The organism is Streptomyces sp. NPDC015346, from assembly GCF_043078785.1.
Lineage (GTDB): Bacteria > Actinomycetota > Actinomycetes > Streptomycetales > Streptomycetaceae > Streptomyces.
Genome location: NZ_JBIBTW010000006.1, coordinates 341309 through 355448, shown reverse-complemented (window position 1 = coordinate 355448; position 14140 = coordinate 341309). Strand labels below are relative to the sequence as shown.

Sequence of the window (14140 nt, the reverse complement as noted above, 5' to 3'; positions counted from 1 at the left end):
GGACCGCCGCCCCGCACCGGCCCCGGCCGGGGACGTCGTAGCCGCGGCCGGCTACCGCGCCCCCGGCCGGGGCCCTCACCCCGTTGTGGCCCCGGGCCTCGCCACGCACTGAGCATCCCGTACGGAGGAAAGGGACCCCATGCTCGACCATCTGATCAAGGGCGCCACCGTCGTCGACGGGACCGGCGCCCCCGCCCGCGTCGCCGATGTCGGCATACGCGACGGGCGGATCGTCCTCGCCGAGCCCGACGCGGTCGCGAGGACCACCGAGGACGCCACCGGCCTCGTCCTCACCCCCGGCTTCGTCGACCCGCACACCCACTACGACGCCCAGCTCTTCTGGGACCCCTTCGCCACCCCCTCCATGAACCACGGCGTCACCACCGTCGCCGGCGGCAACTGCGGCTTCACCCTCGCGCCCCTCCATCCCGACCGGCCCGAGGACGCCGACTACACCCGCCGCATGATGTCCAAGGTCGAGGGCATGGCCCTCAAGGCGCTGGAGGAAGGCGTCGAGTGGTCCTGGTCGTCCTTCGGTGAGTACCTCGACGCCCTCGAAGGGCGGATCGCCGTCAACGCCGGCTTCATGGTCGGCCACTGCGCCCTGCGCCGGTACGTGATGGGCGCGGACGCGGTCGGCGGGCAGCCCACCGAGGAACAGCTGGCCCGCATGGTGGACCTGCTCCACGACGCCATGGACGCCGGCGCCTGGGGCCTTTCCACCACCCAGTCCTCCACGCACTCGGACGGCGACGGTGCCCCCGTCGCCTCCCGGCACGCGGGCCCCGCCGAGCTGATCGCCCTGTCGAAGGCGGTCGGCGAACACGAGGGCACGCAGCTGGAAGCGATCCTCGCCGGCTGCCTCGACCAGTTCTCGGACGACGAGATCGACCTCTTCGTCGAGATGACGGCCGCCGCCGGGCGCCCGCTCAACTGGAACGTCCTCACCATCGACGCCGCCGTCCCCGAACGCGTCCCGCGCCAGCTCGTCGCCTCCGAACGGGCCCGCAAGTCCGGCGGCCGGATCGTCGCCCTCACCATGCCGATCCTCACTCCCATGAACATGTCCCTGGGCACCTTCTGCGCGCTCAACCTCATCCCGGGCTGGGGCGAGATCCTCGCGCTCCCCGTCCCCGAGCGGATCGCGAAACTCCGCGACCCGGCCGTACGGGCCGAGATGCTGCGCCGCGCCGACTCCAAGGAGGCCGGCGTCTTCCGGCGCCTGGCGAACTTCGGCCGGTACGTCATAGGGGACACGTACAGCCGCGAGAACGAGGGACTGACCGGCCGCGTCGTGAAGGACATCGCCGCCGAGCGCGGCCAGGACGCCTTCCAGTGCCTGGTGGAGATCTGCGCCAACGACGAGCTGCGGACCGTCCTGTGGCCGATGCCCACCGACAACGACCCCGCCTCCTGGGCGCTGCGCCGCGAGACCTGGGAGCACGAGGACGTGATGCTGGGCGGCTCCGACGCCGGCGCCCACCTGGACCGCATGTGCGGAGCCCCGTACACCACCCGCTTCCTCGGGGACTGTCTGCGCGGACGGAAGCTCGTCGGGCTCGAGCGGGCCGTGAAGATGCTGACCGACGACCCCGCCCGGCTCTTCGGCCTGCGGGACCGCGGCCGGATCGCCGAGGGGTACCACGCCGACCTGGTCCTCTTCGACCCCGAGCGGATCGACGCGGGCCCGGCCACTCTCGTGCACGACCTGCCGGGCGACAGCCCGCGGCTCGACTCGCGGGCGATCGGCATCGTGTCCGTGCGGGTCAACGGCGTGGAGACGGTCCGCGACGACGAGGTGACCGGCGCGATACCCGGCCGGGTGCTGCGGTCGGGCCGCGACACGAGGACGGTGAGCACCCGGTGACGCGCGCGGAGAGGCTCTTCATCGGCGGCGAGTGGGTCGAGCCGGACGGCGGGCACTACGAGGTGGTCGACCCGGCCACCGAGGAGGTCGTCGGCCTCGCGCCGGAGGCGAGCACGCGCCAGGTGCACGAGGCGGCGGCCGCCGCCCGGGATGCCTTCGGGGCCTGGTCCGGTACGCGACCGGAGGAGCGGGCCGCGATCCTCGACCGGGCCGCGGACCTCATGGCGCGCGACGCCGAGGAGAACGTGGCTCTCGCGCGGGCCGAGACCGGTGCCACCACCGCCACCGCCCGCGGGATGCAGGTCGCCGTCGGCTCCGCCCGCTTCCGGCGGTACGCGCGCGGCGCCCTGGAGCCGGTCGAGCAGCCGCTCCCGCCGCAGATCAACGAGGCGGGGCCGATGGGCAGGGCTGGGGTCTTCGGGGCGGTCGCCGTGCGCCGCCCGGTCGGGGTCGTCACCTGCATCACCTCGTACAACAACCCGTGGGCCAACGCGGCGGGCAAGATCGCCCCGGCGCTCGCCATGGGCAACACGGTCGTGGTGAAGCCCGCCCCGCAGGATCCGCTCTCCGTCTACGCCATGACGCGGGCCCTTGAGGAGGCCGGGGTCCCGGCCGGGGTGGTCAACGTCGTCACGGGGGCGAGCCCGGCCGTGGGGGAGGCGGCCGTCGACTGCCCGGACGTCGACATGGTCTCCTTCACCGGCTCCACGGCGGTGGGGCAGGCGATCGGCGCGGTGTGCGGCCGGGCGCTGAAGCGGCAGCTGATGGAGCTGGGCGGCAAGGGCGCGGCGCTGGTCTTCGACGACGCCGACCTGGACTCCGCCGTCATGGGGATCGGCACCACCTTCGCCTTCTACAGCGGGCAGATCTGTACGGCCCCGACCCGGGTCCTCGCCCAGCGCGGGATCTACGAGCGGCTGGTCGAGAAGCTCACCGGCTTCCTGGCGCACATGAAGGTCGGCGACCCGGCGGCGCCGGGCACGGTGGTCGGCCCGGTGATCTCGGCGGCCCACCGCGAGCGGGTGGAGGCCTACGTCGAGCTGGGCAGGAAGGAGGGCGCCCGGGTCGTCGCGGGAGGGGAGCGCCCGGACTTCCCGAAGGGCTTCTACGTGGCGCCCACGCTGCTCGCGGAGTGCGGCAACGACATGCGGGTGGTCCGGGAGGAGATCTTCGGCCCGGTGGTGGTGGTCGTGCCCTTCGACGACGAGGACGAGGGTGTCGCGCTCGCCAACGACAGCGACTACGGGCTCCTGGACTACGTGTGGTCCGGGGACGTGGCCCGCGCATTCCGCATCGCCGGGCGGCTGCGCGCGGGAGGGGTCGGGGTGAACACCGTCGGGCGGAACATGGAGGCGCCCTTCGGCGGATTCAAGAAGAGCGGTGTGGGACGGGACGTGGGCTCGTACGCGCTGCACGCGTACAGCGAGTTGCAGGCGGTGGTCTGGCCCGGTTGATGCCCGGTTGATCCACTCCCATCCCTTGCGGAAGAAGGTTCGAAAAACAGCACGGGAAATTTTAGAAACGGACATTTGGGGCACGGCTGCGGTTCCCGCATATCGGACGGCCGCGAGTGGACCTATCAATCGGTCGGCCGTCACCGGTCGTCGATCTTTCAATCAACGCCGCAAGGGCGCCATGACCCTTTCAATGCAAGGCGGAGATCGGCCGAAGCGGCGGAGTTCGATCTTCCGGATGTGGAAACCGCAGCCTTTAACGTCCTCTTCATGACTCAGGTGGAACCACGGCCCCAGGCCGGAGACACGGTAAGGGGCGTCAACGCCCAGGGCGACAAGCAGGGTGTGCGCACCAAGGGCCTCGGCGGAAACTCCGTCGGGCTGATGGGCGGCGCCGTCATCGGTATATCGACGGTCGCACCCGTCTACTGTCTGACCTCGACGCTCGGCCCCACGGTCGGTGAGGTCGGACTCCAGATGCCGGCCATCTTCCTCGCCGGTTTCCTCCCCATGCTCCTCGTCGCCTTCGCGTACCGGGAACTGAACAAGGCCCTCCCCGACTGCGGCACCTCCTTCACCTGGTCGGTGAAGGCCTTCGGATCCAAGATCGGCTGGATGTGCGGCTGGGGCCTGCTGGTCGCCACCATCGTCGTCCTCTCCAACCTCGCCGGTGTCGCCACCTCCTTCTTCTGGCTCACCGCGGGCGAGGTCACCGGTAGCGCGGACGTCGCCGCACTGGACGAGAACAAGGCCGTCCACATCCTCACCACGCTGGTCTTCATCGGCATCGCCACCGCGATCAGCTACCGGGGCATCACCGCCACCAAGTGGGTCCAGTACGCCCTCGTCGGCCTTCAGCTCACGGTCATCGCGATCTTCGCCTTCATGGCGATCACCAAGGCCGACCAGGTCCCCGGATCGATCGACTTCTCCTTCACCTGGCTGAACCCCTTCGGCATCGAGTCCTTCTCGGCCTTCACCGCCGGCCTCTCCCTGTCGATCTTCATCTACTGGGGCTGGGACGCCTGCCTGTCCATCAACGAGGAGAGCACCGGCAGCGCCCGCACCCCCGGCCGCTCCGCCTTCCTCGCCATGGTCGTCATCGTCGCCTCCTACCTGCTGGTCGCCATCGCCGTACAGATGTACGCGGGCATCGGCGAGGAGGGCACCGGCCTCGGCAACCCGGACACGTCCGACAACGTCTTCGCCGTCCTCGCCGGTCCGATCATGGGCCCCGGCCTCGGCATCCTGCTCTTCGTCGCCGTGCTCGCCTCGGCCGCGGCCAGCCTCCAGACCACGTTCATCCCGGTCGCCCGCACGGCGCTCGCCATGAGCACGTACGAAGCGCTGCCCCCGGCCTTCGCCCGGGTGAACCCCCGCTTCAAGACGCCGGGCCGCGCCACGGTGTGGGCGGGCATCGCCACGGGTGTCTTCTACGCGGTGATGAGCCTGGTCAGCGAGAACGTCCTCGTCGACACGATCTACGCACTCGGCCTGATGATCTGCTTCTACTACTCGATCACGGCCTTCGCCTGCGTCTGGTTCTTCCGCAAGGAGCTCACGTCCTCCTTCGGCAACCTGATGGTCAAGGGAATCCTCCCGGGCGTCGGCGGCCTCATGCTCACCGCCGTCTTCGGCAAGACGCTGTACGACATGTGGGACCCGGCCTACGGCAGCGGCTCCTCGGTCCTCGGGGTCGGCTCGGTCTTCGTGATCGGCGTCGGACTGCTCCTGCTCGGCGTGGTGATCATGGTGATCATGCAGCGCCGGAGCCCCGCGTTCTTCCGCGGTGAGGTGCTGACGAAGGAGACGCCGTCGCTGGTCGTCGCCGACTGATCCACTGATCGACCGATTCACCGCAGAACCCTGAGTCACCGGCGAGGTGGCGGGACCCCCGTTCCCGCCACCTCGCCGTTTTCGTCGCTCTCGCCGTTTCCGTCGTGCTCGTCGTGCTCGCCGTCTCCGGCTACCACGAGGCGCCGGCGGGCTGCCTCGTCGTCACGTTGATCCGGTTGAACAGGTTGGTGACGCCGACCATCAGCACGATCGAGGCGAGCTGCTTCTCGTCGTAGTGGTCGGCGGCCGCGTCCCAGATCTCGTCCGGCACGGCGTCCGAGGCGTCCGCGAGCCGGGTCGCGGCCTCGGCCAGGGCGAGCGCGGCACGCTCCTCGTCCGTGAAGTACGGCGTCTCCCGCCAGGCGGCGACGGCGAACAGCTTCTCGTCGCTCACCCCGTTCTTCCGCGCGCTCTTCGCCCCGAAGTCCACGCAGAAGCCGCAGTTGTTGATCTGGCTGGCCCGCAGGTGCACGAGCTCCAGGGTGGACTCCGGGACGCCGCCCTGCCGGGTGACCTTGAGCAGGTCGAGGATGGCGGGCATCGCCTCGGGCAGGACGGTGGCGGGGTTGCTCATCCGGGCCTTCAGCTCGTGCTGCATGTGATCGCTCCTCAGCGGTTCGTCGTGGCGGCCGCTCTCCGTCGGCCTCACCTCACTGACGGATCGCGCGACGAGGGTGTGACATGTTCCCGAGAAATTTTTTTTCGGATCGGGGGATCAGGCCGGTTCGGCGATCAGGGCCGTGCCGATCGTCCGGAAGCCGAGCCGGCCGTAGAGGCGGGCCACGTCGCCGTCCGTGGCGGTGAGGAAGACCGTCTCCACGTCCCGAGCGCGGGCGTCGGCGACCAGGGCGGCGGTGACCGCGAGCCCCAGGCCGCGGCGGCGCGCGGCCGGCAGGGTGCCCACGCCGACGACCTCCGCGACGGCGCCGACCGGCTGGTGGACCGGCTGGTACTGCCCGGCGCAGAGGGCGGTGCCGGTCGCGTCCACGGCGGCGGCCAGGCGGGTGAGGCCCGCGTCGATCCGGGCGGCGAGCTGGGCGGCCGCGGCGGGCGAGGGATCGACGCCGAAGGCCGCGTACGGGGCGGCGGCGGCCGAGGGCAGCGCGGGGTCGTCGGTGCCGATCATCCGTACGGTGACACCGTCGGGCACCGGAACCCGCTCGCCCGCGCCCGTTCCCGCGCCGTCGCCTTCGCCCTCGCCGTCGAGGACCATCAGCGGGTGCTCGTGCACCACGAGCCCGCTCTCCTCGACGGCGGCCCGCAGCCCGGGAGTCGTCTCGGCCACCCACTCGAAGGCCTCCGGCACGCCCAGCTCCCGCTGCCGGGCCCGTACCCGCTCCACCTCGGCGACGGAGACGTCCCCGGTGTGCCCGAGCGCGGGCCGCGCGTAGTACGGCCAGCCGTCCCCCTCCCGTACGAACAGGGTCAGCGGCCCGAACGCCTCGGCGCGGGCGGCGGAGCGGGGGACGGCGTCGTAGTAGTCCTCAAGGCGTCGCAGCATGGCGATCATCCAAGCAGGACGGCCACGGCGGCACAGGCGGATTTTCCCGGGGCCGATCCGGGCCCGATTACCGTCGGGCCGCCCGGTTCGACAGGATGGTGCCATGACCGAGATCCGTACACCCCGCCTCCTCCTCCGCCGCTGGACCGACGACGACCTGGTCCCCATGGCCGAGATCAACGCGGACCCCGAGGTCATGCGCTGGATCGGCGACGGCTCCGTCCGGGATCTGGAGCAGACCGCCGAGGACATCGAGCGCTGGGAGGAGGAGTGGGACGAGGAGGGCTTCGGGCTCTTCGCCGTCGAGCTCCTCGGCTCCGGCGAGCTGATCGGCTTCGCCGGGCTCTCCGTGCCGGACTTCCTCCCGGAGATCCTGCCCGCCGTGGAGATCGGCTGGCGGATCGGGAGGCCGTTCTGGGGGCAGGGGTACGCCTCCGAGGCCGCCCACGCCGCCCTGGAGTTCGCGCTGCAGGACCGCGGCCTGGACAGGATCGTCAGCATCGCGCACATCAGCAACACGGCCTCCGAGAACGTCATGCGCAAGCTCGGCATGGTCCCGGAGCGCGACCTCAACCACCCCGTCTACGGCGTCCCGCTGCGCGTCCACGCCATCGACCTCAGCGAGTACGCGGGCTGACCGACGCGTCGAACCTCTCGGAAATCCCCGCTCCACGCCCTACCGTGCCGCTATGCGGATCTCGACCACGATCTTCCTGACCGACGAGACCATCTCCCCCGTGCGGATCGCGCGCGAGCTGGAGGAGCGCGGCTTCGCCGGGCTCTACCTGCCCGAACACACCCACATCCCGGTCGAGCGGACGACCTCGTACCCGGCGGGCGGCACACTGCCCCGCGAGTACGGCCGTACCCTCGACCCCTTCGTGGCGCTCGGCCAGGCCGCCGCCGTCACCGACCGGCTCGGGCTCGGCACCGGCATCACGCTGGTCACCCAGCACGACCCGATCGCCCTGGCCAAGCAGATCGCCACCCTCGACCACCTGTCGGGCGGCCGTTTCACCCTCGGCGTCGGCTTCGGCTGGAACAGGGAGGAGGCCGCCGACCACGGCGTGGAGTGGGCGACGCGCCGCGAACTCGTCCGGGATCGGATGGCGCTGATGCGCGCCCTGTGGGCGGCCGAACCCATCGCGTACGAAGGCGGGTTCGGGATCTCGGTACGTGCCTCCCAGGCGTACCCCAAACCAGCCGGCGGCGCGCCCCGCACCCTGGTCGGCGGGGCGGCGGGACCGAAGCTCTTCGCGCAGATCGCGGAGTACGCGGACGGCTGGATGCCGATCGGCGGGCGGGGTCTGAGCGAGACCGTCCCGGTGCTGCGCGAGGCGTGGGAGGCGGCGGGCCGCGGCCCGGAGGCGCCGCAGGTGGTGCCGTACGCGGTCCAGCCGAACCCGGGAAAGCTCGCGCACTACGAGGAGTTGGGGTGTGAGGAGGTCGTGCTGCAGCTTCCGCCGGCCGACGAGACGGAGGTACTGCGCGTCCTGGACGACTACGCGAAGTACCTGTGAGGCGTCCGAGTCTCAGCGCAGTGCGGGCGGCTCCAGGCCCTCGACGGCCTCCTCGCCCCGGCCGCCGGCCGGGTCGTAGGCGCAGGGCATGCCGGTGAACCCCTCCAGGGTCTGCCAGTACGACCGCCAGGTGAAGGAGACCCGGTCGTCGTCCCCCTTGAGCGCCCGAAGTGTCCGGTGGTCGCCCGACGTGTCGTAGTCGGTGACCGTCCATCCGGTCGCCTTCAGGTGCGCGTGCAGCCGGCCCAGCGCCGCCGCGCCCTCCGCCTCGTCGACCGCGTCGAGCCGCCACTCGTGGTGCAGTTGGTACGAACGAGGCTCGGGTGTGTCGTCGATGCCCTCGATGCCGCGGGGGTAACAGACACTGCCCGAGATCCGGTTGTCGGCCTCCGCGCGCTCACCGCTGCGCACGGCCGGCAGGGGGCGGCCGACGCCCGCCGCGTCGTACATCTCCTGCGACCGTTCCGTCGCCCGCCGCGCCATCTCGGCGGGCGGCACGACCGGGAAGTCCTCGCCGGTCGCCCGGTCGACGGCGTACCAGACGACCAGCCCGAGAATCAGCAGCACGGGCAGGGCGACGACGCCGAGGACGACGTACAGACCGATACGCAGACGGCGGCGGGTGGGTTCGTTCATGGCGCCGACGCTACGGGCGGGCCCGGGGGACGGGATCCGTACGGGGGCTCAGGGGGGTGGGCTCGGGTACTCAGGATTCCTGGAAGCAGCGGGAGACGACGGTGACGTTGAGCATCGCCTTCGTCTTCGTCTTCGGGTCGTTCCGGTTGTCCATCAGCCGCAGCTCGGCCGAGTACTCACCGTCGGGGGAATCGGCGACGATCGTGGGGATCTTCGCATTGCTCGTGTCCGGGCCGTCCGAGACGATCTTCCAGCCGTTCTCGGGAAGCGTCCTGCGCATGGCGGCGTACGCCTTCTCCAGCTCCTCGAAGGGCAGGCCGTACACGCTCCAGGGGTGGATCATCTGGATCACGTCGCCCTCGTACCCCTCGCAGGGCAGCGGCCCCGGAGCGGGCTTGGTGACCTTCCCCTTCAGGCCCGTCATGTCGAGGAGGCGGCTGGAGGTCTGCTGCGTACCCTCCTGCATCCGCGTGCTGTCGCGGACCTCGGCGGTCTTCTTCTCCACAGTCGAGCATCCCGTCAGAAGCGCGCACGCCAGCATGGCGAGCACGACCGGTGTGTGTCGCTTAGTCAAGTCGTACCTTGTCGTATTGGCCGGCGATGACCGCCGCCTGGTTGTTGAGGCTGTTCCGGCCTGGTTCCCAGAAGTCCCCGTGGTCCTTCGCGTCGCTCTGCATGATGTTGCCTCCGAACCCCTTGTCGGTGGGGATCGTGAAGCCCTCACCATGCCCGACCAGCCTGCCACCCTGCCGGACGAGGATGTCGTCCCCGTCGCCGCCCATGGCCCAGACGTGCTCCTTGCCCACACCCAGGTCGCTCGCGTGCTTCACCTGCATGCCGGGGCTGCCGACGGCGATGATGTCGTCCGCGAGCGGTCCGGCGCTCTGACCCTGCTGCGTGGCCATGCCGGCGACGGTGGAGCCGTAGCTGTGGCCCATCACGGTCGTGTGCGACTTGTCGGGGCCGCCCTGGGCGGTCTCCATGCCGTTCATGAACTGCCGCAGCGTCGGCGCGCCCTCCTCCCCGTACTTGTTGAGCGTGGCCGCCGGAATGTCGTTCGGCGCGTTGTAGTCGAACCAGGTGATGGTCGAGAACTTCGCCTCGGGGTCGAGGGCGTGGGACGTCGACCACAGGCGGTCGGTGCGGCTCAGGTCACCTTCGATGTCCGACAGCTTCGTCTTCGTCCCCGGTACGTACACCGCCGTGTGGTCCGCCGTGTCCGGGTTGCCGTTCGCGAGGATGACCCGGCCGTCGTCCTTCTCCGCGTTGAACTTCAGCAGGTACGCCTCCGGCATGCCACTGCCCGCCGGGCGCTCCAGACGGCTCTCGATCGCGTCCATGCCGTGCAGCCAGCCCTTGAGGTCCGCCTGGCGGCCTTCGTACTTGTGGTGCCAGTCGAGCCACTCCTGGCTGTACACCATGCCGCCGCGCGCGCCGTACGAGACCAGCTTCGGCTTCGGCTCCGGCGGGATCCCCGCCAGCTCGATCTCGTACTTCGCCCTGGACTCGGCGAACACCATCCGGTTCGCGTCGTCGCGCACCGTCGACGGGATGCCGTCGAGCGCGCCGACCGACGCCGGGAACAGCGTGGCGTACTCGTCACGCTGTTCCTGCGTGAGTCCGTTCCACCACTTGGCGTTCTCCTCGGTGCTCTTGCCCTGGGGGATGTCGCTCGCGGCGACGTACTTGCCGGCCGCGTCCTGGAGACGCTTGGTGTCCGCCGCCGCGTCCGCGAGGTCCTTGTACTCGACCTTGAGGCCCGGGTCGGCCTTCAGGTGGCGCAGCACACCGGAGTAGCGGCCGTCGATCTCGTTGGCCTCCCGGACGGCCGCGGCGATCGCGTTGGCGACGGCCTGGGCCTTGGCCTGGTTCGGGTTGCCGCCGCCGAGGCCGGGATAGAGGCCCGGGGGGTTCAGGAGCGGTGAATTGCCCTGCCCCTGGTACAGCGGCGGGCCGGTGGGGGAGAAGAGGCCGAACTGCGAGCCGTTGGCGGTGCCGCCGGGGATCGGCTTCTTGTCGATGAGGTTCTCGCCGCCGGCCGGGTACTCGACCGAGCCGTCCGCGTGGACGGTGAACTTGAGGTTCTCGGCGTCCTCCAGGGCCTGCTTGAGCTTCTTCTGGGGGGCGGCGAGTTCGGTGGCGAGGCCGTTGAGGGCGGTGCGGACGAGGCCGCACTCGGTGTGAAGGTACTGGTAGTTGCGGGAGAGCTGGTCGAGGTCGGCCTCGGCCGCCTCGGCCGCCTTTCCCGTCTGCGACTTCCGGATCCTCGCGAGCATCTCGTTGTCGACGCGGTCCTTGTCGGCGTTGGAGCGGGCGCTGACCTTGCCCCAGCCGTCGGCCGCGTCGGTGTACTCGTTCAGCTTGACGTCGCGCAGTTGCTGCCAGGTGGGCACCGTCGGTCAGCTCCCGTACGTCGGCCGCGAGGGCGGCGCGGGCCACCGGGTTTCGAGCGTCACCAGATTCCCCCGAGAATGTGATCGTCATCTGCCGGGCGCCATCGTATGCAGGGACGCGCGGGTGCGGATGAGTACGCGTACTCACCGCCGCGTTCTCGCTGGGCCCCGGAGACCCCGGCGACCCCCGGCGGTCCCGGCGATCCCCGGCCATCTCCGGCGATCCCGGGTTGTCCACAGGCCCCGCCGCGCGTCACGGTCGGCTCGTATGCTCGACGCATGACGGATCACCAGCTCGGACGGCCCACGGACAACGCCATGCGCCGTGCCCTCAGGCGAGCCAGGGACGGCGTGGCGCTCGACGTCACCGAGGCCGCCGTGCTGCTCCAGGCGCGCGGGGCCGACCTGGAGGACCTGGCGGCGTCGGCGGCCCGGGTGCGGGACGCCGGTCTGGAGCAGGCCGGGCGGCCCGGTGTCATCACGTACTCGAAGAGCGTGTTCATCCCGCTCACCCGGCTCTGCCGGGACACGTGCCACTACTGCACGTTCGTGACCGTGCCGGGCAAGCTGCGCCGGGCCGGTCACGGGATGTTCATGTCCCCGGACGAGGTCCTGGACATCGCCCGCCGGGGTGCCGAACTGGGCTGCAAGGAAGCGCTGATCACGCTCGGCGACAAGCCGGAGGACCGCTGGCCCGAGGCGCGCGAGTGGCTGGACGCGCACGGATACGACGACACCCTGGCGTACGTGCGGGCGATGGCGATCCGGATCCTGGAGGAGACCGGGCTGCTGCCGCACCTCAATCCGGGGGTGTTGTCCTGGACGGACTTCCAGCGGCTCAAGCCGGTGGCCCCGTCCATGGGGATGATGCTGGAGACGACGGCCACCCGGCTGTGGTCCGAGCCCGGCGGCCCGCACCACGGCTCCCCCGACAAGGAACCGGCCGTCCGGCTGCGGGTCCTGGAGGACGCCGGCCGCTCCTCCGTGCCCTTCACCAGCGGGCTGCTCATCGGCATCGGCGAGACGTACGAGGAGCGGGCCGAGTCGCTCTTCGCGCTGCGCAAGGTCTCCCGCGCCTACCACTCCATCCAGGAGCTGATCATCCAGAACTTCCGCGCCAAGCCGGACACGGCGATGCGCGGCATGCCGGACGCGGACCTCGACGACCTCGTCGCCACCATCGCCGTCGCCCGGCACATCATGGGCCCCTCGGCCTGCCTGCAGGCCCCGCCGAACCTCGTCGACGAGGAGTACGGACGGCTGATCGGCGCCGGCATCGACGACTGGGGCGGCGTCTCGCCGCTCACCATCGACCATGTGAACCCCGAGCGGCCCTGGCCGCGGATCGACACGCTCGCCGAGAAGTCCCGCGCGGCCGGCTTCGAGCTGCGCGAACGCCTCTGCGTCTACCCGGAGTTCGTCGCCCGCGGCGAGCCCTGGCTCGACCCGCGTCTCCTCCCGCACGTCCGCGCCCTCGCCGACCCGGAGACGGGCCTGGCGAACCCCGAGGCGCCGGTGCGCGGGCTGCCCTGGCAGGAGCCGGACGAGGCGTTCACCGCCACCGGCCGCACCGACCTGCACCGCACCATCGACACCACCGGCCGCACCCACGACCGCCGGGACGACTTCGACGAGGTGTACGGCGACTGGGAGGCGCTGCGCGAGGCGGCCGCCCCCGGCATGGTGCCCCAGCGCATCGACACCGATGTCCGCGAGGCCCTCGCCGTCGCCGCCGACGACCCGACGCGGCTCACCGACGAGCAGGCCCTGGCCCTGCTCCACGCCGACGGCCCGGCGCTCGACGCGCTGACCCGGATCGCCGACGACGTCCGCCGGTCGGTGGTCGGCGAGGACGTCACGTACATCGTCACGCGGAACATCAACTTCACCAACGTCTGCTACACCGGCTGCCGCTTCTGCGCCTTCGCCCAGCGCCGCACCGACGCCGACGCGTACACCCTCTCCCTGGACCAGGTCGCCGACCGGGCCCAGCAGGCGTGGGAGGTCGGCGCGGTCGAGGTCTGCATGCAGGGCGGCATCCACCCCGACCTGCCGGGCACGGCCTACTTCGACATCGCGCGGGCCGTGAAGGAACGCGTCCCGGGCATGCACGTGCACGCCTTCTCCCCGATGGAGGTGGTCAACGGGGCGAGCCGTACGGGCCTTTCGATCCGGGAGTGGCTGACGGCGGCGAAGGAGGCCGGGCTCGACTCGATCCCCGGCACGGCGGCCGAGATCCTCGACGACGAGGTCCGCTGGGTCCTCACCAAGGGCAAGCTGCCCACGGCCACCTGGATCGAGGTCATCACCACTGCCCACGAGCTGGGCATCCGCTCCTCGTCCACGATGATGTACGGGCACGTGGACCAGCCGCGCCACTGGCTGGGCCACTTCCGCACGCTCGCCCGTATCCAGCGGACCGCCCTGGATTCCGGGGCGGAGGGTTTCACCGAGTTCGTGACGCTCCCCTTCGTCCACACCAACGCCCCGGTCTATCTCGCGGGCATCGCCCGCCCCGGCCCGACGGTCCGGGACAACCGGGCGGTCACGGCCATGGCCCGGCTCCTCCTCCACCCGTACATCCCGAACATCCAGACCAGCTGGGTGAAGCTGGGCGCGGACGGCGCGGCCGAGATGCTGCGCTCGGGCGCCAACGATCTCGGCGGCACCCTGATGGAGGAGACGATCTCCCGGATGGCGGGCTCCGGCTACGGCTCGTACCGCTCGGTCAGGGATCTCGTCGCCATAGCGGAGGCGGCGGGCAGACCGTCCCGCCCCCGCACGACGCTGTACGGCGAGGTCCCCGAGGAGCGGGTCCGGGCGGCGCAGGCCTCCGACGGGCACCTCCCGGAGCTGCTGCCGGTCCTGCCGGACTGAGCCCGACCCGGTCCTGCCAGACCGAGCCAAACCCGGCCCTGAAGGGCGTCCGATCA

The 14140-nt window shown here is 71.1% G+C and carries 11 protein-coding genes; 6 read left to right on the top strand and 5 right to left on the bottom strand.

The window, feature by feature from the left end; translation table 11 throughout:
* Positions 1 to 139: 139 nt before the first annotated feature.
* The 3 genes from ACF06X_RS23880 (at position 140) to ACF06X_RS23870 (ending at position 5157) form a co-directional block, all read left to right on the top strand.
* A complete protein-coding gene (locus tag ACF06X_RS23880; protein ID WP_392289312.1) occupies positions 140 to 1867 on the top strand; it encodes an amidohydrolase family protein in 1728 nt (575 codons plus the stop codon).
* Entirely contained in the window at positions 1864 to 3321 is a 1458-nt protein-coding gene (locus ACF06X_RS23875; protein WP_392289311.1) for an aldehyde dehydrogenase family protein, read from the top strand. The genes ACF06X_RS23880 and ACF06X_RS23875 overlap by 4 nt, the downstream gene beginning before the upstream one ends.
* A gap of 270 nt (positions 3322 to 3591) precedes the next feature.
* Entirely contained in the window at positions 3592 to 5157 is a 1566-nt protein-coding gene (locus ACF06X_RS23870; protein ID WP_392289310.1) for an APC family permease, read from the top strand.
* Positions 5158 to 5287: 130 nt separating this feature from the next.
* Here the strand turns inward: ACF06X_RS23870 and ACF06X_RS23865 are convergent, their stop codons facing one another.
* Positions 5288 to 5755 (bottom strand): carboxymuconolactone decarboxylase family protein, encoded by a 468-nt coding sequence (locus tag ACF06X_RS23865; RefSeq protein ID WP_392289309.1) that lies wholly within the window; start codon positions 5753 to 5755, stop codon positions 5288 to 5290.
* Positions 5756 to 5872: 117 nt separating this feature from the next.
* Positions 5873 to 6667: a GNAT family N-acetyltransferase gene (locus ACF06X_RS23860; RefSeq protein WP_392289308.1), complete on the bottom strand. Its 795-nt coding sequence runs from the start codon at positions 6665 to 6667 to the stop codon at positions 5873 to 5875.
* Positions 6668 to 6761: 94 nt separating this feature from the next.
* Between ACF06X_RS23860 and ACF06X_RS23855 the strand changes: the two genes are divergently transcribed.
* Together ACF06X_RS23855 and ACF06X_RS23850 are read left to right on the top strand one after the other, a co-directional pair.
* On the top strand, positions 6762 to 7295 hold the full coding sequence (locus ACF06X_RS23855; protein ID WP_392289307.1) for a GNAT family N-acetyltransferase: 534 nt from the start codon (positions 6762 to 6764) through the stop codon (positions 7293 to 7295).
* A 52-nt stretch (positions 7296 to 7347) separates the two neighbouring features.
* Positions 7348 to 8178 carry an LLM class F420-dependent oxidoreductase gene (locus ACF06X_RS23850; protein WP_392289306.1) on the top strand — a complete coding sequence of 277 codons (831 nt, stop codon included), beginning with the start codon at positions 7348 to 7350 and terminating at the stop codon, positions 8176 to 8178.
* Between the two features lie 12 nt (positions 8179 to 8190).
* Here the strand turns inward: ACF06X_RS23850 and ACF06X_RS23845 are convergent, their stop codons facing one another.
* The 3 genes from ACF06X_RS23845 to ACF06X_RS23835 all read right to left on the bottom strand — a co-directional run bounded on the left by ACF06X_RS23845 (position 8191) and on the right by ACF06X_RS23835 (position 11207).
* Entirely contained in the window at positions 8191 to 8814 is a 624-nt protein-coding gene (locus ACF06X_RS23845) for a hypothetical protein (RefSeq protein WP_392289305.1), read from the bottom strand.
* 70 nt (positions 8815 to 8884) lie between these two features.
* On the bottom strand, positions 8885 to 9388 hold the full coding sequence (locus ACF06X_RS23840) for a hypothetical protein (protein ID WP_392289304.1): 504 nt from the start codon (positions 9386 to 9388) through the stop codon (positions 8885 to 8887).
* Entirely contained in the window at positions 9381 to 11207 is a 1827-nt protein-coding gene (locus ACF06X_RS23835) for an alpha/beta hydrolase (protein WP_392289303.1), read from the bottom strand. The genes ACF06X_RS23840 and ACF06X_RS23835 overlap by 8 nt, the downstream gene beginning before the upstream one ends.
* Before the next feature lie 279 nt (positions 11208 to 11486).
* Between ACF06X_RS23835 and ACF06X_RS23830 the strand changes: the two genes are divergently transcribed.
* Positions 11487 to 14084 (top strand): bifunctional FO biosynthesis protein CofGH, encoded by a 2598-nt coding sequence (locus ACF06X_RS23830; protein ID WP_392289302.1) that lies wholly within the window; start codon positions 11487 to 11489, stop codon positions 14082 to 14084.
* Positions 14085 to 14140 lie beyond the last annotated feature (56 nt).